Source organism: Phenylobacterium sp., assembly GCF_041916435.1.
Classification (GTDB): Bacteria; Pseudomonadota; Alphaproteobacteria; order Caulobacterales; family Caulobacteraceae; genus Phenylobacterium.
In genome coordinates this window covers 398019-416963 of sequence record NZ_JAYRZM010000003.1, presented here as the reverse complement: position 1 = coordinate 416963, position 18945 = coordinate 398019, and the positions used below count along the sequence as shown (strand labels likewise).

Annotated in this window: 18 protein-coding genes; 10 read left to right on the top strand and 8 right to left on the bottom strand. The window is 70.5% G+C overall.

Annotation, left to right across the window (positions count from 1 at the left end):
* The first annotated feature begins 4 nt into the window (after positions 1-4).
* The gene (locus ACE3TA_RS10420; RefSeq protein WP_374573282.1) at positions 5-1600 is read left to right on the top strand and encodes a methyl-accepting chemotaxis protein; all 1596 of its coding nucleotides are present in this window, start codon (positions 5-7) and stop codon (positions 1598-1600) included.
* Between the two features lie 30 nt (positions 1601-1630).
* Complete coding sequence (locus tag ACE3TA_RS10415) at positions 1631-2050, top strand: secondary thiamine-phosphate synthase enzyme YjbQ (protein ID WP_374573280.1); 420 nt, start codon at positions 1631-1633, stop codon at positions 2048-2050.
* Between the two features lie 265 nt (positions 2051-2315).
* Here ACE3TA_RS10415 and ACE3TA_RS10410 read toward each other — a convergent pair whose 3' ends face one another.
* Together ACE3TA_RS10410 and ACE3TA_RS10405 are read right to left on the bottom strand one after the other, a co-directional pair.
* Positions 2316-2588: an usg protein gene (locus ACE3TA_RS10410; protein ID WP_374573279.1), complete on the bottom strand. Its 273-nt coding sequence runs from the start codon at positions 2586-2588 to the stop codon at positions 2316-2318.
* A 100-nt stretch (positions 2589-2688) separates the two neighbouring features.
* Positions 2689-3687: a helix-turn-helix transcriptional regulator gene (locus ACE3TA_RS10405; RefSeq protein WP_374573277.1), complete on the bottom strand. Its 999-nt coding sequence runs from the start codon at positions 3685-3687 to the stop codon at positions 2689-2691.
* A gap of 84 nt (positions 3688-3771) precedes the next feature.
* Between ACE3TA_RS10405 and ACE3TA_RS10400 the strand changes: the two genes are divergently transcribed.
* The 4 genes from ACE3TA_RS10400 (at position 3772) to ACE3TA_RS10385 (ending at position 7200) form a co-directional block, all read left to right on the top strand.
* The gene (locus ACE3TA_RS10400) at positions 3772-4176 is read left to right on the top strand and encodes a hypothetical protein (protein ID WP_374573275.1); all 405 of its coding nucleotides are present in this window, start codon (positions 3772-3774) and stop codon (positions 4174-4176) included.
* A gap of 85 nt (positions 4177-4261) precedes the next feature.
* Positions 4262-4732, top strand: coding sequence for a Cys-tRNA(Pro) deacylase (gene ybaK, locus ACE3TA_RS10395; RefSeq protein WP_374573273.1), 471 nt, complete (start codon positions 4262-4264; stop codon positions 4730-4732).
* 156 nt (positions 4733-4888) lie between these two features.
* The gene (locus ACE3TA_RS10390; protein ID WP_374573271.1) at positions 4889-6349 is read left to right on the top strand and encodes an autotransporter outer membrane beta-barrel domain-containing protein; all 1461 of its coding nucleotides are present in this window, start codon (positions 4889-4891) and stop codon (positions 6347-6349) included.
* Positions 6350-6357: 8 nt separating this feature from the next.
* Positions 6358-7200, top strand: coding sequence for a hypothetical protein (locus tag ACE3TA_RS10385; protein WP_374573269.1), 843 nt, complete (start codon positions 6358-6360; stop codon positions 7198-7200).
* A 235-nt stretch (positions 7201-7435) separates the two neighbouring features.
* Here the strand turns inward: ACE3TA_RS10385 and ACE3TA_RS10380 are convergent, their stop codons facing one another.
* Both ACE3TA_RS10380 and ACE3TA_RS10375 read right to left on the bottom strand, forming a co-directional pair.
* Complete coding sequence (locus ACE3TA_RS10380) at positions 7436-7918, bottom strand: Dps family protein (protein ID WP_374573267.1); 483 nt, start codon at positions 7916-7918, stop codon at positions 7436-7438.
* 17 nt (positions 7919-7935) lie between these two features.
* A complete protein-coding gene (locus ACE3TA_RS10375) occupies positions 7936-8151 on the bottom strand; it encodes a DUF2061 domain-containing protein (protein ID WP_374573265.1) in 216 nt (71 codons plus the stop codon).
* Positions 8152-8315: 164 nt separating this feature from the next.
* On the opposite strand from ACE3TA_RS10375, the gene ACE3TA_RS10370 reads away from it, so the two are divergent.
* From ACE3TA_RS10370 to ACE3TA_RS10360, 3 genes are all read left to right on the top strand, one after another.
* Positions 8316-9575 (top strand): LLM class flavin-dependent oxidoreductase, encoded by a 1260-nt coding sequence (locus ACE3TA_RS10370; protein WP_374573263.1) that lies wholly within the window; start codon positions 8316-8318, stop codon positions 9573-9575.
* 14 nt (positions 9576-9589) lie between these two features.
* Positions 9590-10366 (top strand): alpha/beta fold hydrolase, encoded by a 777-nt coding sequence (locus ACE3TA_RS10365; RefSeq protein ID WP_374573261.1) that lies wholly within the window; start codon positions 9590-9592, stop codon positions 10364-10366.
* An 82-nt stretch (positions 10367-10448) separates the two neighbouring features.
* Positions 10449-12443, top strand: a complete 1995-nt coding sequence (locus ACE3TA_RS10360) for an OPT family oligopeptide transporter (RefSeq protein WP_374573259.1) — start codon at positions 10449-10451, stop codon at positions 12441-12443.
* Positions 12444-12602: 159 nt separating this feature from the next.
* On the opposite strand, the gene ACE3TA_RS10355 is transcribed toward ACE3TA_RS10360, so the two are convergent.
* Together ACE3TA_RS10355 and ACE3TA_RS10350 are read right to left on the bottom strand one after the other, a co-directional pair.
* The gene (locus tag ACE3TA_RS10355; protein WP_374573257.1) at positions 12603-13805 is read right to left on the bottom strand and encodes an acetyl-CoA C-acyltransferase; all 1203 of its coding nucleotides are present in this window, start codon (positions 13803-13805) and stop codon (positions 12603-12605) included.
* 110 nt (positions 13806-13915) lie between these two features.
* On the bottom strand, positions 13916-16039 hold the full coding sequence (locus ACE3TA_RS10350) for a 3-hydroxyacyl-CoA dehydrogenase NAD-binding domain-containing protein (RefSeq protein ID WP_374573255.1): 2124 nt from the start codon (positions 16037-16039) through the stop codon (positions 13916-13918).
* Between the two features lie 131 nt (positions 16040-16170).
* Here ACE3TA_RS10350 and ACE3TA_RS10345 point away from each other — a divergent pair, with 131 nt between their 5' ends.
* On the top strand, positions 16171-16956 hold the full coding sequence (locus ACE3TA_RS10345; protein ID WP_374573253.1) for an SDR family oxidoreductase: 786 nt from the start codon (positions 16171-16173) through the stop codon (positions 16954-16956).
* Here ACE3TA_RS10345 and ACE3TA_RS10340 read toward each other — a convergent pair.
* Complete coding sequence (locus ACE3TA_RS10340; protein ID WP_374573251.1) at positions 16953-18029, bottom strand: glycerophosphodiester phosphodiesterase; 1077 nt, start codon at positions 18027-18029, stop codon at positions 16953-16955. The genes ACE3TA_RS10345 and ACE3TA_RS10340 overlap by 4 nt on opposite strands.
* 55 nt (positions 18030-18084) lie before the next feature.
* Positions 18085-18879 carry an inositol monophosphatase family protein gene (locus ACE3TA_RS10335; RefSeq protein ID WP_374573249.1) on the bottom strand — a complete coding sequence of 265 codons (795 nt, stop codon included), beginning with the start codon at positions 18877-18879 and terminating at the stop codon, positions 18085-18087.
* Positions 18880-18945 lie beyond the last annotated feature (66 nt).

Genomic DNA, 18945 nt, shown 5'->3' with positions numbered 1-18945 from the left:
CGCAATGTTCAAGACGATCGACGAGCAGAGGGCGTTCGGCAACAAGGTGCTCCAGGGGCTCCTGTGGCTGATGGCGGTGATCACGCCGCTGGTGGCCCTGGCGCTGAAGGGCCATTGGCTCGGCTTCGCCATCGCCTCGATCGCGGTCTCCGGCGCGGCCACCGTGAGCTGGCTGATGGACCGCGACGGCCTAGCCACGCGGCTCACCGTGGGCGTGTCGATGATGGCCCAGGTCTCGCTCCTGGTGGCGGCGCACAACGGCCACGCCTGGCAGATCGACATGCACATGGCCTACTTCGCCGCCCTGGCCGCGCTGGTCATCTACTGCGACTGGCGGGTGATCCTGGCCGCCGCCGCCGTGGTCGCCGTCCACCACCTGACCCTGAGCTTCATCCTGCCCGCGGCCGTGTTCCCGGGCGGCTCCGGCGGGCTGGCGCGCGTGCTGGTGCATGCGGTGATCCTGGTGGCCGAGGCGGCCAGCCTGATGTGGGTGTGCAAGAGCATCGTCGACATGTTCGCGGTGTCGTCCGACGCGGTGCGCCGCGCCGAGGCCGCGCTGCGCGAGGTCGAGCAGGCGACCGCCGCGGCCGACGCCGCCCGCGCCGCCGAGGGCCGCGCCTCCGAGGAGCGCGCGGTGCTGCAAGCCAAGGTGGAGGAAGAGCGCCGGATCGTCGTGGAGAACCTCGCCGAGGGCCTGGAGAAGCTGGCCGGCGGCGACCTGGCGTTCCGCCTGGCCGGCGTGTTCGCCCCGCAGTTCGAGAAGCTGCGCAGCGACTACAACGAGGCCATGGTCCAACTGGAGCGGACCATCGCGGCGATCACGGCCTCGACCAACGGCATGAACGGGTCGATCCGCGAACTCAGCCAGGCGGCCGGCAACCTGTCGCGCCGCACCGAGCAACAGGCCGCCAGCCTGGAGGAGACCGCCGCCGCGCTCGACGAAATCACCGCCACCGTCGCCAAGAGCGCGGCCGGCGCCAAGCAGGCCTCCGTCGCCGTCGCCAACGCCCGCGGCGACGCCGCCAAGAGCGCCGAGGTGGTAAGCCGCGCCGTGGCGGCCATGGGCCAGATCGAACAGTCGTCGAACCACATCGGCCAGATCATCGGGGTGATCGACGAGATCGCCTTCCAGACCAACCTCCTGGCGCTGAACGCCGGGGTCGAGGCGGCGCGGGCCGGGGAATCCGGCCGCGGCTTCGCCGTGGTCGCCTCCGAAGTGCGGGCGCTCGCCCAGCGCTCGGCCGAGGCCGCCAAGGAGATCAAGGCCCTGATCACCGCCTCGACCGAACAGGTCGGCGCCGGCGTGGAGCTGGTGGGCGAGACCGGCGAGGCCCTGCAGCGCATCGCCGCCCAGGTGGTCGAGATCGACGCCCTGGTCTCCGAGATCGCCGCCTCCGCCCAGGAACAGTCGGTCGGGCTGCAGGAGGTCAACACCGCGGTCAACCGGATGGACCAGATGACCCAGCAGAACGCGGCCATGGTCGAGGAATCCACGGCCGCCAGCCACGCCCTGTCCAACGAGGCCGACGCCCTGGCCAAGGCCGTGGCGCGGTTCCGTCTGAGCGGCGGCGTGGCGGCGCAGCCCCGGCGCGCAGCTTGACGCATGGCCCGGCGCGTGGGCCTTGGGCCCATGCGTCAGGCGAGCGAGACCTTCGAGACGGCCACCCCCGGCCGCGGCCTGGTGGAGGTGACCGGCCCCATCGTGCGCTGGGCGGCGGGGCAGGGAATCCGCACGGGCCTGCTCACCGTCTTCTGCCGGCACACCTCGGCCTCGCTGATCGTCCAGGAGAACGCCGACCCCGACGTGCGCACGGACCTTGAGCGGTTCTTCGCCGAGCTCGCGCCCGAGGCGGCCGGGCGCTATGTGCATGACGCCGAGGGGCCGGACGACATGCCGGCCCATATCCGCGCGGCCCTGACCCAGACGCAGCTCTCCATCCCCGTGCTCGACGGGCGCCCGGCGCTGGGGACCTGGCAGGGGATCTACCTGTTCGAGCACCGCCGCCGACCGCACCGCCGCCAGCTCGTGCTGCACCTGATCGGCGACTGAGCGGGGCGAGGTCGCGTGCAGCTATCTTCTCCTCCCCTTTTGGGGGAGGGGACCGCGAAGGGGGGAGGGGGACTGCGAGTCTGCGGGCGTCTTCCTTGCGCGGCGGCTTGAGTCAAAGTCCCCCTCAGTCCCTTCGGGACAGCTCCCCCAGAGGGGGAGCATCTGGGCGCGGCGCCCTCCGCTCGTCTTCCTAGGCACAGGGCCTAGGATGACGGGCGAGAGGGCGGGCGCCGTGCTTCTTCGCACGGAGGGGCCGGGCGCCGTCTCAGTGCAGCCGGAACTCGGCACCGACGGCCTTCAGCTCGGCGGGCTTGATCAGGCGGTTGTGGCAGACGGTGACCGAGTGCAGCACCCCGTCGAGCTTGTGGGTCCAGAAGTCGAGGAACTTCTTGAGGACCGGGAACTCGGGGGCCACGTCGTATTCCTGCCAGATGTAGCTTTGCAGGATCACCGGGTGGTCGGGCATCCGGTAGAGGATCTCGGCGGTGGTCAGGCTGTAGCCTTCCAACTGCTTGCGGAACTGGGGCGATACGGACATCGGCGACCTCGCTGGCGCATGGACGGGCGCGCCGGCCGCGCGCCGGCGACATGTCAGCGTGCTGAGCGAATCGTGAATTTTTCCTTGTAAATCTAGGTAGTTAGCACTCGATCGAGGGCGCTGCTGCCAGGCTCGCCGCAGCCAGGGCGAGCTGCTCGGCCATCAGCGTCTTCAGGCGCGCGGGGGCCAGGATCTCGACCTTGTCGCCCCAGGTGAACAGGTGCCAGGCCAGCTCCAGCATGCCGCTGGCGCTGAACTCGACGATGACGCCGCCGTCGGCTTGCGGCGCAAGGGTTTGCGTCGAATGGAAACGCCAGCCGAGCGCCTCCTCGGCGCCGTGCGGGCGGATCCTCAGGCGCACGTGCTCCACCGCGTCCTGGTAGATGCCGAAGCTGCGGTCGACGAAGGCCTGCAGGGAGAAGTCCGGCACGGCGAGGCCCGGCGTGTCGGTGAGGGCGATCCCTTCGATGCGGTCGAGCCGCCAGGTGCGCGGTTGCGCCGCATCCCCCTCGGCGGCCACCAGATAGTTGCTGCGCCCGAAGAGCAGGCCGAGCGGGGTGACCTCGCGCACGCGGCCTGGCGTGGCGCCGCCGAGGTAGCGGAAGCGCACCCGGCGCAGGGCCTTGATCGCCTCGCGCAGCACGCCCAGCAGCGTCTCGTTCTCGAAGGGCCGGGGGCCGGGATAGACGGCGAGGGCCTCGGCCTGCAGCACGGCCTCCAGGTCCGGCGCCAGGCGGCGGCGGGCCGAGGCGCGCAGGGCCGACAGGATCTTCAGCTCCAGGCGCGCGAGATCCTCGGCGCGGCTGCTCGCGCCGGTGCGGCGGAAGTTGGCCAGCGCCGCGCGCAGGGCGGCCAGCTCGTCGGCCGTGGGCGCCTGGAACAGGCCGTCGAGCCCGGCGGGGATGCGGAAGCGCCGGGTGGGCGGATCGTCGATCTCCTCCATCTGCGGGAAGACCTCGCGCACGGCGTCGCGCATGCGCTCGGCGGTGCGCCGGCCGACGCCCAGGGCCTGGGCCATCTCGTCGAGCGTCAGGCCCTCGGCGCTGGCGGCCATGCGGCGGGCCAGCTCCAGCACCAGGGCGGCCTTCTCGTGGCGCATGAACATCTCCGGAACTTGCTACGACCGATTCTGACGCACCCCACCGATATCACTTGAGCGTCGAAAGGAAAACGGAGCCCTCCGATGCCTTCAGCCGCCCGCCTCAGCCACCGCCCCGCCCGCCGCGCCGCCGCGCCGGCCCCGTTCGGGGTGTTCGACCTGCGCACCAAGCCGGCCCCGCCCTCGGCCGCCCTGGTGGAGGCCATTCAGCGCTTCGCCGACCTGGAGGAAGAGGCCGGCGGCGGACGCGTGCGCCGCCGGGTCAGCGCCTACCGCCTGGCCGAACTGGAGGCCCGCGGCCTGATCGACGCGCCGGCCGAGCGCGCCGCCGAGATCGCCATCCTGTGGGACGAGCGCGAGGGCCAGATCGTGCGGGTGCTGGACGACGCCCCGGCCAAGGCCGCCGCCCGCGGCCAGCGCGCCTGGTGGGAGAGCCTGTGGGACGAGCCGCAGCTTTCGCTCGCCACCGGCGGGAGGGCCGCGCGATGACTGCCGTCAGCCTTTTCTCCGTGCGCCTGCCGGGCCGCCCGTCGCGGCGCTTGACGGCGGCGCCGGCGGGCGGCATCGGCGGCCCATGTCCCGCACCACGCGCGCCACGCTCGCCCTCGACCAGGCCGGCGTCGCCTATGAGCTCTTCACCTACGCCTACGACGGCGAAGCCCAGCGGATCGGCCTGCAAGCCGCCGAAAGCCTGGGCGTCGAGCCCGACCGCGTGCTGAAGACGCTGATGACCCTGGTGGACGGCAAGGCCGTGTGCGTGGTCGTGCCCTCGGACTGCGAGGTGTCGATGAAGAAGCTGGCGGCGGCGATGGGGGGCAAGTCGGCGCAGATGATGAAGCCGGCCGACGCCGAGCGGGTCACCGGCTTCCATGTGGGCGGGATCAGCCCGCTGGGGCAGAAGCGGGCCGCGCCCACCCTGATCGACGAGCTGGCGCTGCTGCATGAGAAGGTGTTCGTCAACGGCGGCCAGCGCGGGCTGCAGGCCGAGCTTGCGCCGCAGGATCTGGCGCGGGCGGCGAACGCGCGCTTCGCCGACCTGGTCTAGGCCGGAAAGCGCGGGCGATTCAGGCGGCGCGCGAGCTATTCGCGCGGAAAAACAAAAGTGGAATCCGCTTAGTCCAACTGGATCATGCGGCGGCCACGGGCCCCCAGGCAGGGATGCGGCGTCTAGTCACACTCTGTATCTGGGGGAATTCACACCATGCGCTTCCTGCTCGCGCTGGTCGCGGCGCTCGGCTTGGCCTGCGCGGCGATGGGGCCCGCCGCGGCCCAGACGACCTCGACCGTCACCAATTCGGACGGCACGATCATCACCACCACCATCAACGGCCTCAACGACATCCACGTCTCGATCACCGGCGGGCCGACCTATGGCGGCGCCCCGGCCGAGGTGCAGTTCACCGAGGTCACGCCAAGCACCGACACGATCAAGTACGTGGGCACCATCACCCAGGGCGGCACGACGACGCCTTTCACCTGCATCCTGAACACGGCCACCCAGGTGGTCACCGGCTCGGGCGCCTGCGACGTGACCTTCTCGTCGGGCGGCGATTCCGGGACGACCACGGGCGGGACGACCACCACCGGCGGGACGACGACGACCACGACCGATGGGACCGCCACCACCACGACGGACGGGACCACGACCACCACGACGGACAATTCCGACGGCACGACCACGACGACCACCACCACTTCGGACGGCACGACCGTGACCATCACGACGGGCGACCAGCAGGTGATCTCGGCGGTGGAGGCCGACCAGTTCGTGCTGGCGCTGCTGGGCGACCGCCTGACCTCGCAGACCATGCAGAGCTTCATCGCCTCGCGCATCCAGGCCCTGTCGCTGGCCGCGCTCAGCTCCGCGCCGGGCCGCATGACGCGCAACGAGGACGGCCGGTACGTGGGCCGCTCGGCCGGCGCCGAGGCGCTGGGCCTGGGCGTATGGGTGAACGGCACGGGGACCTACACCAAGGACAGCCGGCCGGGTTCGGCCCAGGACGGCTGGACCGGCGCCGGCGCCATCGGCGTCGACCTGATGATGGAGAACGCGGTGTTCGGCGCCTACGCCGGCTACGACTCCACCGATCTCAGCGGGACGGGCCTGTCCTACGGCTCGGACGGCTGGACCCTGGGCGCCTACGCGAGCTGGTCGTCGAACCCGATGTTCCGCGTCACTGGCTCCGTGGGCTATTCGCAGCACGACGTGGACTTCCGCCGGCAGATGGCGGGCGCGGTCTCCGCCGGCTCCACCAACCGCGACCAGGTGTTCGGCTCGATCGCCCTGGAGAGCCAGATCGCGCTGTCCGAGCGGCTGGTGGCGATCCCGAGCGTGGCGGTCGCGCTGTCCAGCTCCACGACCGACGCCTACACCGACAACGCCGGCCGGCGCATCGGCAAGATCGACACCAACCAGTCGACGGCCATCGTCGGGGGCACGCTGTTCTACCGGGGCGACCGGTTCCTGCCCTACCTCATGGCGACGTTGAACGAGGACCTGGACGACCAGCCCGGCGTGGACGGCAGCTACGGCGTGGTGGGGGCCGGCTTCGCCGCGCCAATCACCGACGCCCTGGCGCTCTCGGTGGGCGTGCAGACCCTGGTCTCGCGCAAGAACCAGGAGGAGACCTCGATCGGCGCGACCCTGCGGCAGGGCTTCTGAGCCCGGCCGTGAAGCGGCCGGCCGCGCTCGCGCTGGCCGCCTGGGCGTTGGCCGGGCCGGCCCTCGCCGGGGACCTGCCCTCGGCGGACGGCTGGGTCCGGACCGACCTCATGGCGGCGGGGCGCGTGCTGGCCTCGGCCGCGCCGGCCCGGAGAGCGCCGGGAGAGGTGCTGACCGTCGTCATCGAGGGCGACGGGATGGCGCACGACCGGCGGGGCCGAGCGCGCGCCGATCCCACGCCCCGGCGGGCGACGGGGTTGGAGATCGCCCGGGCCTGGCCCGACGAGCCCAAGGCCTGGCTCGGGCGGCTCTGTCAGTACACGGCGGCCAAGGACGCGGCCTGCTCGCCCGCCGATTGGACGACGGGCCGGTTCTCGGAGGCCGCCGTCGCCGCCGCCGATGCGGCGATCGACCAGCTCAAGGCCGACGCCGGCGCGCGCCGGGTGCGGCTGGTCGGCTGGTCTGGCGGCGGGACGCTGGCGGCGCTGGCCGCCGCCCGGCGGGACGACGTGGCCGCGCTGGTGACGATCGCCGCCCCCCTGGACCTTGCCGCCTGGACGGCCTGGCACGGCCTGTCGCCGCTGGCCGGCTCGCTGGATCCGGTGCGGCTGGAGCCGCTCACCGGCATGGCGCAGACCCACCTGTTCGGACGCTTCGATCCGGTGGTCCCGCCGCAAATGGGCGAGCCCGCCGCGCGGCGGCTGGCGGGGCCGGGCGGGCGCGTCGAGGTCTGGCCGGAGCGCCACGGCTGCTGCTGGGCCGGGCGGGCGCGTGCGATCGCGGGCCTGGCGCGCTCAGCGGGCGGCGCTTCCGCGTCCGAGGCGGCGGACCAGCCGGCCACCGCACCATAGCTCGGCCTGCTCGGCGTCGTCGCGCGGCGCCCGTTCCAGGCGCGCATGGGCCTCGGCCTCGGTGTCGCAGACGAAACCCTCGCCCATGCGCAGGCGACCGCGCGCGTCGACGAAATAAATGCGGTAGCCCGCCACTCCGCCCCCGGTGGAATCAACCATAGCGAGAGCGAAATGCTACTGGCGGTCGCGCGCCTTGTCTCCCCCCACGGAACAAGGGGGGAGAGGCGCCGTCGGGCTACTTGCCGCCCAGCGTCGCGCGCAGCATCCAGGCGTGCTTTTCATGGGCGGTCAGCCGGTCGGACAGGAGGCTCGTGGTCACCTCGTCGCCGGCCGCCTGGGCGGCGGGCAGGGCGGCGCGGGCGGTGGCCACGATCGTCTCCTGGTCCCTCATCAGCTCGGCGACCATGTCCTCGGCGGACTTCTCCGGATCGCCGTCCTTGACCGCGGTCAGGTTGGCGAAGGCGCCGTAGCCCTGCGGCGCGAGCTGCCCGAGCGAGCGGATGCGCTCGGCGATGGAGTCGATGGCCGCCCACATCTCCGTGTACTGGTCCATGAACAGCGCGTGGAGCGAGGAGAAGTTCGGCCCGCGGACGTTCCAGTGGTAGCCGTGGGTCTTCAGATAGACCGCATAGGTGTCGGCCAGCAGCTTGGACAGGCCGGCCGCCACGCTGTCGCGGGCCGTCGCGTCCAGGCCCGTGTTCAAAGTCGTCGTCGTCATCTCCATCTCCTCTCGGTTCAGCTAGACGCCGCCAGCGTCGGGCCTTGCGCCCGCCTCGCGTCCGCCCGCGCCCAGGCCCGTTCGTGCAGGGCGAAGGCGGCGGTCTGGAACAGCGGCTCGACCATCCCAATGGCCAGGGCGGCCTGCCAGTTCCGCGTCAGGGCGAAGGCGACCGCGAAGGCCACGGTCAGGTGCATCGCGGCGTAACTGAGGGTCTTTTGCAGGGTTCTCATTGATCGAACTCAATATGCGACTCATTCTCATGTAGGAGTGCGGACGGGCCGTTCCAAGGGGGCGTCGCGAGCGGCCGGGCGAATCCGGACTTGGCGCGCGCGCCAATGGGGTTATCGTTGTTCAGATGACCGCCCGTCAGAGGCGGCGCAGGGAGGAACGAGCCGTGAAGTTCACCTGGTTCAATCTGATGCCATGGCCCTATCTGCCGGACGATTTCCGGCAGACGCACCGCTCGGTGTGGGTCGACATCGATCAGCGTCTGTTCGACCCGGCCAAGAGCCACGAGGTCTACAACACCTACATGGACCTGCTCGAATACGCCGACACCCTCGGCTTCGACGGGATCGGGGTGAACGAGCACCACCAGAACGGCTACGGCATCATGCCCAGCCCGAACATCATCGCCGCGGGCCTGGCCCGGCGCACCAAGAACGCCGCCATCGTGGTGCTGGGCAACTCCATCGCCCTCTACAACCCGCCGGTCCGCGTGGCCGAGGAGTTCGCCATGCTGGACTGCATCTCCGGCGGGCGGCTGGTGGCCGGCTTCCCGGTGGGCACCTCGATGGACACCAACTACTGCTACGGCCAGATCCCGTCGCTGACCCGGGAGAAGTACCAGGAGGCCCACGACCTGATCATCAAGGCGTGGACCGAGCGCGATCCGTTCGCCTTCAACGGCCGCTACAACAAGCTACGGCACGTCAACATCTGGCCCAGGCCCATCCAGCAGCCGACGCCGCCGATCCACATCCCCGGCGGCGGCTCGGTGGAGACCTACGACTTCTGCATCGACAACACCTATTCCTACTCCTACCTCAGCTTCTCCGGGTACCTGCGGGCCAAGGCGCTGATGCAGGGCTACTGGGACCGGGTGGCGGCGCGGAACACGCCGGACGCCAGCCCCTACCGGGCCGGCTTCGCCCAGACGATCTGCGTGGCCGAGACCGACGAGGAAGCCGAGCGGCTCTACGCGCCGCACGTGAGCTACTTCTACAACCGCTGCCTGCACGTCTATCCAGGCTTCGCCGACGCGCCGGGCTATCGCACGATCAAGACCATCCAGTCGGGCGCGCTGTCGCAGTACGCCCCGCCGAAGGGCGGCTACTCCACCCTGTCGTGGAAGGATCTGACCGAGCAGGGCCACGTGATCGCCGGCTCGCCGGAGACCGTCCGCCAGCGGATGGAGGACCTGATCAAGGGCCTGAACGTGGGCAACATCTTCTGCCTGATGCACGTCGGCGACATGCCGGCGGACAAGTGCATGTACTCGACCAAGCTGTTCGCCGAGAAGGTGATGCCCAAGCTGCGCAACATGTTCCCCGACTACGCCGACGACGACCGGTTCTGGTGCAAGCCGCTGGACAAGCGGGTCGCCGCCGGCTCGCTGCCCGCCGCGCCGAGCCGCGCGCCGGTGGACGCCTGAGGGAGGGCCGCGCGATGGAGCTGAAGACCGTCCAGACCCGCCACGTTCCCGTCCGCTACCTGGAGGGCGGATCGGGCCCGCCGCTGGTGTTCCTGCACGGGGCCGGCGGCGCCACGGCGGAGGACCCGTTCCTGGCCGAGCTGGCCAAGACCCACCACGTCTACGCCCCGCTGATCCCCGGCTACGGCGACAGCGAGGAATGCCCCGAGATCCGCGACATGCTGGATTTCACCCTGCACGGCTGGGACGTGGTCGAGGCCCTGGGGCTGAAGGACCCGCTGCTGGTCGGCCATTCCATGGGCGGAATGATCGCCGCCGAGATGGCCGCTCTGGCGCCGAACGACGTGACGCGCCTGGTGCTGATCTGCCCGGCGGGGCTGTGGGACGACGACCATCCGATCCCGGACCTGTTCGCCCTCATGCCCTACGAGATGCCGCACTACCTGTTCCACGACGAGGCGGCGGGCGCGGCGATGCTGACGGCGGGTCGGGCGGTGGACGACCCCAACTTCCTGCAGACCTACCTGGTGCAGAACGCCCGCCAGCTGGGCATGGCCGGGCGCATCCTGTTTCCGATCCCGGAGCGGGGGCTCTCCCAGCGGCTCTATCGGATCAAGGCCAGGACCGTGATCGTCTGGGGCGATTCCGACCGGCTGATCCCGCCGGTCTACGCCCACGGCTTCAAGAAGGGGATCGCCGGCGCCGAGCTGGTCTCGATTCCCGAGGCCGGCCACATGGTGATCATGGAAAAGCCCACGGTGGTGGCCGAGGCGGTGGCGCGGCTCGACTAGGCCGGTCTTGAGCTTTGTCCGCGCGGCGGCTCTAACAGGACCGGCCGCGCGGCTTGCGGCCTGAGTTGAGGGACCATCGCCCATGACCGCAGCGGCCGAGGCGAGCGCGCCGTCGCGCACCGAGCTGACCCTGCGGGGCGTGATCCTGGGGGTGGCGATCACCCTCGTGTTCACGGCGGCCAACGTCTACCTGGGCCTGAAGGTCGGGCTGACCTTCGCCTCGTCGATCCCGGCGGCGGTGATCTCCATGGCGCTGCTGCGCATGCTGCGCGGCGCGACGATCTACGAGAACAACATCGTCCAGACCGTGGCCTCGGCGGCCGGGGCCATGGCCTCGGTCATCTTCGTCCTGCCGGGCCTGGTGATGATCGGCTGGTGGGCGGGCTTTCCGTTCTGGACGGTGTTCGGCCTGTGCGCCCTGGGGGGCGTGCTGGGGGTGATGTACACGATCCCGCTACGGCGGGCCCTGGTGGCCCAGTCGGACCTGCCCTATCCCGAGGGCGTGGCCGCCGCCGAGGTGCTGAAGGTGGGCTCGGCCCATGAGGGCGGCGACGGCGCGGCCGTGGAGGAGGGCCGCGCCGGCCTGGTGACCATCACCGTCGGCGCGGTCGCCTCGGCCCTGTTCGCCGCGATCACCGCGACCCGGCTCTTCGCCAGCGAGCTTTCGACCTATTTCCGCCTGGGCGGGGGCGCGGCCACCGGCGTCGGCGGCTCGGTCTCGCTGGCGCTCCTGGGCGCGGGCCACCTGATGGGGATCGCCGTGGGCATGTCGATGCTGGCGGGCCTCCTGATCGCCTGGGGCGTGGCCGTGCCGATCCTGACGCACATGGCGCCGGCCGTCGGCTCGGCCGCTGACGCGGCCCAGGCGGTGTGGAGCGCCAAGGTGCGCTTCATCGGCGCCGGCGCCATCGGCGTGGCCGCCGTCTGGACGCTGGTCAAGCTCGCCCGGCCGCTGTGGATCGGCCTCGGCTCGGCCATCGCCGCCCAGCGCCAGCGCAAGGCCGGCGGCGCGGCGCTGATGGACCGGGTGGAGCAGGACATGCCGATCGGCGTGGTGGGGCTCGTCAGCCTGGCGTGCCTGGCCCCCATCGCCGTGCTGCTGGTCAGCTTCCTGAAGGGCGGGCCGCTGGCGGCCTATGTGGCGCCGCTGACCGGGGCGGGGCTGATCTACATCGTGGTGGCCGGCTTCGCCGTGGCGGCGGTGTGCGGCTACATGGCCGGGCTGATCGGCTCGTCCAACAGCCCGGTGTCGGGCATGGCGATCCTGGCGGTGCTGGGCGCCTCGCTCTTGGTGGCGGCGATCGTGCGGCCGGCCGTGATCGGCGGCGACGCGCGTCCTCTGATCGCCTTCGCCCTCTTGGTCACCAGCGTGCTCCTGGCCGTGGCGGTGAGCGCCAACGACAACCTGCAGGACCTGAAGACTGGCCAGCTCGTGGACGCCACCCCCTGGCGCCAGCAGGTGGCGCTGGTGATCGGGGTGGTGGCCGGCTCGGCGGTGATCCCGCCGATCCTGGAGCTCCTGAACAAGGCCTACGGCTTCGCCGGCGTCGCCAACTCCCAGGCCATCGCCGCCAACCCCCTGCCGGCGCCCCAGGCGACGCTGATCTCCACCCTGGCCCAGGGCGTCATCGACGGCCGCCTGGACTGGGGGCTGATCGGCGTCGGCGCGCTGCTGGGCGTGGCGCTGGTGGCGGTGGACGCGGTCCTGCGCCGGTCGGGGCGCTACAGCCTGCCGCCGCTGGGGGTGGGCATGGCCATCTACCTGCCCTCCAGCGTGACCCTGCCGGTGGTGATCGGCGCGGTGGTGGGCTGGATCTTCGAGCGGCGCATGGCGCGCCGGCCGGAGGGCGCGGTCGCCAAGCGCCTGGGCGTCTTGATGGTGTCGGGCTTCATCGTCGGCGAAAGCCTGTTCAACGTGGCCCTGGCCGGACTGATCGTGGCCACGGGGAACGGATCACCGCTGGCCCTGGTGGGCGACGGCTTCGACGGCGCCGGCAAGGCGCTGGCGCTGGCCGGGTACGTGATCGCGGTGCTGGCGCTCTACGGCTGGACCGCCCGGCGCGCGCGCAAGGTCTAGGGAAAAGCAAAGGGCCGCCGGATCGCTCCGGCGGCCCCCCTGCAGTCTCAACGGCGCCGGATCTTTTAGAAGATCTCGAACAGACCAGCCGCGCCCCACCCGAAATCGCGTGAGCGATTTCGGGCGAGTCTTTGCTAATGGGCGCCGACGGGCGGCCCCTTAGAAGATCTCGAAGAGGCCTGCGGCGCCCATGCCGCCGCCGACGCACATGGTGACGACGCCGTACTTGAAGCCGCGGCGCTTGCCCTCGTGCAGGATGTGGCCGGTCGCGCGGGCGCCGGTCATGCCGTAGGGGTGGCCGATGGAGATGGCGCCGCCGGAGATGTTGTACTTTTCCGGATCGATGCCGAGCTTGTCGCGGCAGTAGAGGCATTGCGAGGCGAAGGCCTCGTTCAGCTCCCACATGTCGATGTCGTCGATCTTCAGGCCATTGCGCTCAAGCAGCTTGGGGATGGCGAAGACCGGGCCGATGCCCATCTCTTCCGGGCCGCAGCCGGCCACGGCCATGCCGCGGTAGGCGCCGAGCGGGGTGAGGCCGCGGCGTTCGGCTTCCTTGGCTTCCATCAGCACCACGGCGGCGGCGCCGTCGGAGAGCTGGGAGGCGTTGCCGGCGGTGACGAACTTGCCTTCCTTGACGTACTGGCCGCCCTTGAACACGGGGGCGAGCTTCTGCAGGTCGGCCAGGGTCGTCTGCGGACGGTTGCCTTCGTCGTTGGTCAGGGTGACCTCGCGCTCGGAGATCTCGCCGGTCTCCTTGTTCTGCACCATCATGATCGAGGTCAGCGGCGCGATCTCGGCGTTGAAGACGCCGGCGGCCTGGGCCGCGGCGGTGCGGTGCTGCGACTGCAGGGCGTAGTCGTCCTGGGCCTCGCGGCTGACGCCGTAGCGCTCGGCGACGATCTCCGCGGTCTCGATCATCGAGGTGTGGATTTCCGGCACGTGCTCGTCGAGCCACTTATCCGACGTGCGGAAGCGGTTCATCTTGTCGTTCTGCACCAGGCTGATGGACTCCAGCCCGCCGCCGATGGCGACCGTCGCGCCGTCGTTGATGATGTACTTGGCGGCCGTGGCGATGCCCATCAGGCCCGAGGAGCACTGGCGGTCCAGGCTCATGCCCGAGACGGTGTTGGGCAGGCCGGCGCGCAGAGCCGCGCGGCGGGCGATGTTGTTGCCGGTGGAGCCCTGCTGCAGGGCCGCGCCCAGGACCACGTCGTCGATCTCGCCCGGGTCGACGCCGGCGCGCTTGACCGCCTCGGCGATCACGTGGCCGCCCAGCTCGGCGCCGGAGGTGTTGTTGAACGCGCCGCGGTAGGCCTTGCCGATGGGCGTGCGGGCGGTGGAGACGATGACGGCTTCACGCATGAAGTGACGGTTCCTGTCAGTTGGGGATGGCGGCCCCCCACATCACGTAGGGGGAGGTTGCGGGGTGAAAGAAGCCCGCCCAGGCGCGCGGCCGGGCGGGCTTTCGGACTTCAGAGGTCGGCGAACGTCTTGCCTTCGGCGACGATCTTCTCGAGCAGGGCCGACGGCTTGAAGTCGTCGCCCATGGCGCCCTGGAATTCCTTCATCTTTTCCAGGACCTTGGCCGCGCCGACCTGGTCGCCGTACCACATCGGGCCGCCGCGATAGACCGGCCAGCCGTAGCCGTACTCCCAGACCACGTCGATGTCGGAGGCGCGGATGGCCTTGCCTTCCTCGAGGATCTTCGCGCCCTCGTTGATCATCGGATAGATGCAGCGCTCCAGGATCTCCTCGTCGGAGATCTTGCGCGGGTTGCGGCCGGACTTGACGATGAAGTCGTTGATGATCTTCTCGGTCACCGGGCTAGGCTTGGCGTTGCGGTTCTCGTCATAGTCGTAGTAGCCGGCGCCGGTCTTCTGGCCGCGGCGGTCCATCTCGCAGAGCACGTCGCGGATGGTCTCGCCGTTGGACTTCTCCTTCACCCAGCCGATGTCCAGGCCGGCCAGGTCGCTCATGGCGAACGGGCCCATGGGGAAGCCGAAGTCGTAGAGCACGCGGTCCACGTCCCAGGGCATGGCGCCTTCCAGCACCAGCTTCTGGGCTTCGCGCTGGCGCTGGAAGAGGATGCGGTTGCCGACGAAGCCGGGGCAGACGCCCACCAGCACGGCGACCTTGCCGATCTTCTTGGCCAGCTTCATCGAGGTGGCGATCACTTCCTTGGAGGTGTGGTCGGCGCGCACGATCTCCAGCAGCTTCATGACGTTGGCCGGCGAGAAGAAGTGCAGGCCGATCACCGCCTCGGGGCGCTTGGTGACGCTGGCGATCTCGTCGATGTTCAGCGCCGAGGTGTTGGTGGCCAGGATCGCGCCGGCTTTGCAGATGGCGTCGAGCTTGGTGAAGATGTCCTTCTTGATGTCCATGCGCTCGAACACGGCCTCGATGACGAGGTCCTTGTCGGCCAGGTCGTTCATGTCGAGCGAGCCGGAGATCAGGCCCATGCGCTCTTCGACCTGTTCGGCGGTCAGACCGCCGCGGGCGGCGGTGCGCTCATAGTTCTTGCGGATGGTGGAGAGCCCGCGCTCGAGGGCGTCCTGCTTGACCTCGACGATGGTCACCGCGATGCCGGCGTTGGCGAAGTTCATGGCGATGCCGCCGCCCATGGTGCCCGCGCCGATCACGCCGACCTTGTTCACCGGGATCAGCGCGGTGTCGTCCGGCACGTCCGGGATCTTCTGGGCGGCGCGCTCGGCGAAGAAGGCGTAGCGCTGGGCCGCCGACTGCGAGCCGGTCATCAGCTCCATGAACAGCTTGCGCTCGACCGCCAGGCCCTCGTCGAAGGGCAGGTTCACCGCCGCCTCGACGCAGCGGATGTTGTATTCCGGCGCCAGGAAGCCGCGGAACTTGCGGGCGTTGGCCTTGCGGAAGTTGGCGAAGATATCGGGGTTGGCGCGGTCGGCCTCGACCTTGGTGTTGTTGTCGCGGACCTTCACCAGCGGCTTGTTCTCGGCCACGCACTTCTTGGCGAAGGCGATGGCGGTTTCGCGCAGCTTGCCTTCCTCGGCCAGTTCGTCGACCAGGCCCATGGCGAGCGCGGCCTTGGCCGGCACGTGCTGGCCGGAGGTCATCATCTCCAGGGCCTTCTGGGCGCCGACGATGCGCGGCAGGCGCTGGGTGCCGCCGGCGCCGGGCAGCAGGCCCAGGTTCACTTCCGGCAGGCCGACCTTGGCCGAGGGCACGGCCACGCGGTAGTGGGCGCACAGGGCCACTTCCAGGCCGCCGCCCAGGGCCGTGCCGTGGATCGCCGCGACCACCGGCTTGGGCGAGTTCTCCATCATGTCCTGCACTTCAGGCAGGGACGCGCCCTTCATGGCGCCGCCGAACTCGGTGATGTCGGCCCCGGCGATGAAGGTGCGGCCGTCGCAGATCAGGACGATCGCCTTGGCCGCCGCATCGGCGCCGGCCGCCTTGAAGCCGTCGTACAGCCCCTGGCGCACCTTGGCGGACAGGGCGTTCACGGGCGGCGAGTTGAGCGTGATGACGGCGACGTCGCCCTCGACCGTCAGGTCGGTCACTTCGTTGATGGCGGTCATTATGGCGGTCCCTCGATATATGTCTTTGCAGGCCGCCTCTCTCATGGGGCGACCCAAAAATTCAAACGCGTGTTATAGGCCCCAGGCGACCGGGGCGAGTCAATCGGCGGAATAAGGGCTGGAGCCCGCGCCGGCCAGGGCTTGCGCCGCATACCGTTCATTCAGGGGAGGCCGCCATGGCGCTCGATTTCTTCTCGCTCAAGGGCCGCGTCGCCCTCGTCACCGGCGGCTCGCGGGGCATCGGCAAGATGATCGCCGCCGGCTTCATCGCCCAGGGGGCCAAGGTCTACATCTCCTCGCGCAAGCCTGCGGCCTGCGACGAGACGGCGGCGGAGCTGTCGAAGGACGGCGGCGAGTGCATCTCCCTGCCGCAGGACGTCTCCACGGTGGAGGGCTGCAAGGCCCTGGCCGAGCGGCTGGTCGCGCTGGAGCCCAAGCTGGACATCCTGGTGAACAACGCCGGCGCCGCCTGGGGCGCTGACTTCGACGAATTCCCTGAGAGCGGCTGGGACAAGGTCGTGAACCTGAACCTGAAGTCGCCGTTCTTCCTGACCCAGGCGCTGCACGGCGCCCTGTCGGCGGCGGCCGAGGAGGACAAGCCCGCCAAGGTGATCAACATCGCCTCGATCGACGGGATCCGGCTCAATCCGCAGGAAACCTACTCCTACCACGCCTCCAAGGCCGGGCTGATCTACCTGACCCGCCGCATGGCCGCGCGGCTGATCCGCGACGGGATCAACGTCACCGCCATCGCGCCCGGCGCCTTCGCCTCGGAGATGAACCGGGTGGCCCGCGACCACGGCGAGGAGATCGCCAAGCGCATCCCCTCGCGCCGCATCGGCCGCGACGAGGACATGGCCTGCGCGGCGATCTATCTGGCCAGCCGCGCCGGCGACTACGTGGTCGGCGAGACCATCGCGGTGGACGGCGGCGTCGCCCTGGCGAGCGTCGGAGTCGGCTAGCCGCGCGCGGCCACGGCGAGGGCGGGGAAGTCGCTGAACAGGCCGTCGACGCCGGCGGCGTAGAGCGCCTTGTAGACCGCCTCCACGTCGCCGTGGTCAGCCTGCGACGCGCCGCGGCGCAGCTTGGGCGGCAGGAAGTAGTTCTCGGCCCGAACCGTCCAGGGATGCACCATCAGGCCGGCCGCATGGGCGTCGTCCACCAGCGAGGTGGGCGCGGCCAGGCCGCCGTCGGCGCCGGTGGGCAGGATCTGCGACCATTCCGGGCCGATCCCGTCGGCGTAGGCGGCGATCTCCTTCAGGCCGTCGGGCTTGATCATGTCGACATAGAGCGTGCCGGCGCGGTCGGCCGGGCCGCTTTCGCTGTAGACGAGCTGGATCAGCCGCGCGCCGGACAGCATGCGGAAGGTCTTCAGCGGCGAGACCTCGAAGCACTGCACGAACACCGGCGCGGTGGGCGTGTTCAGCCAGTTGTCCTTCAGCGCCTCGGCCAGGCGCCGCTCGATCGGCAGCCCCGCCATGGCCAGGTAGGTGGGGTGCTTCATCTCCGGATAGACGCCGATGGTGCGGCCGGTGCGCTTGGTCTCGGCCTTGGCCAGGTCGACGACTTCCTGGAAGGTCGGGATCGGCTCCTTGCCGTCGAAGGCGGCGCTGCCGGGCCGGAGCTTGGGCAGCCGCTCGCGGGCGCGCAGGGTCTTCAGCTCGGCCAGGGTGAAGTCTTCGACGAACCAGCCGTTGATGGTCGTTCCATCCACCGTCTTGGTGGTCTTGCGGTCGGCGAACTCAGGATGGGCGGCCACGTCCGTGGTGCCGGAGATCTCGTTCTCGTGGCGCACCACCAGATGGCCGTCCTTGGTGACGACGAGGTCCGGCTCGATGAAGTCGCAGCCCTCCTCGATGGCGAGGCGGTAGCCCATCATCGTGTGCTCGGGCCGCTCGCCGCTGGCGCCGCGGTGGGCGATGACGATGGGGCGCGGCTTGGACTTCGGCTTGCCGGGTTGGGCGGCGGCGGGCATGGCGGCGAGGGCGGCGGCGGCGAGGGCCGTGTGCGACAGGGCGCGGCGGGTCAGGCTCATGGCGCCGATCTAGCGCCGCCACGCGACGGTTTCGTCAAGGCCCGAAGCGGCGCGGTCAGGCCGCCGCGCGCAGGCGCTCCAGCACCTGGGGATGCAGCTCCAGGTTCGCCGCGCAGACCGTGCCCTTGCCAAGGACGTCGTCGCCGCCGTCGGCGTCGGTGACCTTGCCGCCGGCCTCGGTGACCAGGAGCACGCCGGCCGCCAGATCCCAGGGGGAAAGGTCGCGCTCCCAGAAGCCGTCGAAGCGGCCGGCGGCGACGAACGCCAGGTCGAGCGCCGCCGAGCCGAAGCGGCGCACGCCGGCGACCCGCTGGCTGATCTGGTGCAGCTCCTTCAGGAACCGCGCGTGCTGGCCGTGGCCGAGGAAGGGAATGCCGGTGGCCAGCACCGCCTCGTCCATCCGCTGGCGGGCGGCCACGCGCAGGCGCTTGTCGTTGACGAAGCAGCCCTTGCCCTTCTCGGCCCAGAACAGCTCGTTGGTGATCGGATTGTAGGTGACGGCCGCCACGGTCACGCCCTCGCGCTGCAGGGCGATGTTCACCGCGAAGTGCGGGATGGCGTGCAGGAAGTTGGTGGTGCCGTCGAGCGGATCGACGATCCAGGTGTGGGTCTTGTCGGTGCCCTCGATCATGCCGCGCTCTTCGCCCAGGAAGCCGTAGCCGGGGCGGGCCTTCTGCAGGGCCTCGAAGATCACCTGCTCAGCCTTGAGGTCGGCGGCGGAGACGAAGTCGGCCGCGCCTTTCTTGGAGACCTGCAGCTCGGTCAGCTCGCCGAAGTCGCGGTTGAGGCCGCGGGCGGCCTTGCGGGCCGCGTCGGACATCACCTTCAGGAGGGCGGATTGCGTGGACACTTCGGGCAGGATCTCGGGCGGTGTGGAGGGCGCGGAACCTAGTGGCCCGTCAGGCGCAAGGCAAGG

Coding starts and splice junctions, on each gene's coding strand:
- ACE3TA_RS10420 (WP_374573282.1), top strand. CDS start 5: ATGTTCAAGACGATCGACGAGCAGAGGGCGTTCGGCAACAAGGTGCTC.
- ACE3TA_RS10415 (WP_374573280.1), top strand. CDS start 1,631: ATGCGTCAGGCGAGCGAGACCTTCGAGACGGCCACCCCCGGCCGCGGC.
- ACE3TA_RS10410 (WP_374573279.1), bottom strand. CDS start 2,588: ATGTCCGTATCGCCCCAGTTCCGCAAGCAGTTGGAAGGCTACAGCCTG.
- ACE3TA_RS10405 (WP_374573277.1), bottom strand. CDS start 3,687: ATGCGCCACGAGAAGGCCGCCCTGGTGCTGGAGCTGGCCCGCCGCATG.
- ACE3TA_RS10400 (WP_374573275.1), top strand. CDS start 3,772: ATGCCTTCAGCCGCCCGCCTCAGCCACCGCCCCGCCCGCCGCGCCGCC.
- ybaK (WP_374573273.1), top strand. CDS start 4,262: ATGTCCCGCACCACGCGCGCCACGCTCGCCCTCGACCAGGCCGGCGTC.
- ACE3TA_RS10390 (WP_374573271.1), top strand. CDS start 4,889: ATGCGCTTCCTGCTCGCGCTGGTCGCGGCGCTCGGCTTGGCCTGCGCG.
- ACE3TA_RS10380 (WP_374573267.1), bottom strand. CDS start 7,918: ATGACGACGACGACTTTGAACACGGGCCTGGACGCGACGGCCCGCGAC.
- ACE3TA_RS10375 (WP_374573265.1), bottom strand. CDS start 8,151: ATGAGAACCCTGCAAAAGACCCTCAGTTACGCCGCGATGCACCTGACC.
- ACE3TA_RS10365 (WP_374573261.1), top strand. CDS start 9,590: ATGGAGCTGAAGACCGTCCAGACCCGCCACGTTCCCGTCCGCTACCTG.
- ACE3TA_RS10360 (WP_374573259.1), top strand. CDS start 10,449: ATGACCGCAGCGGCCGAGGCGAGCGCGCCGTCGCGCACCGAGCTGACC.
- ACE3TA_RS10355 (WP_374573257.1), bottom strand. CDS start 13,805: ATGCGTGAAGCCGTCATCGTCTCCACCGCCCGCACGCCCATCGGCAAG.
- ACE3TA_RS10350 (WP_374573255.1), bottom strand. CDS start 16,039: ATGAGAGAGGCGGCCTGCAAAGACATATATCGAGGGACCGCCATAATG.
- ACE3TA_RS10345 (WP_374573253.1), top strand. CDS start 16,171: ATGGCGCTCGATTTCTTCTCGCTCAAGGGCCGCGTCGCCCTCGTCACC.
- ACE3TA_RS10340 (WP_374573251.1), bottom strand. CDS start 18,029: ATGAGCCTGACCCGCCGCGCCCTGTCGCACACGGCCCTCGCCGCCGCC.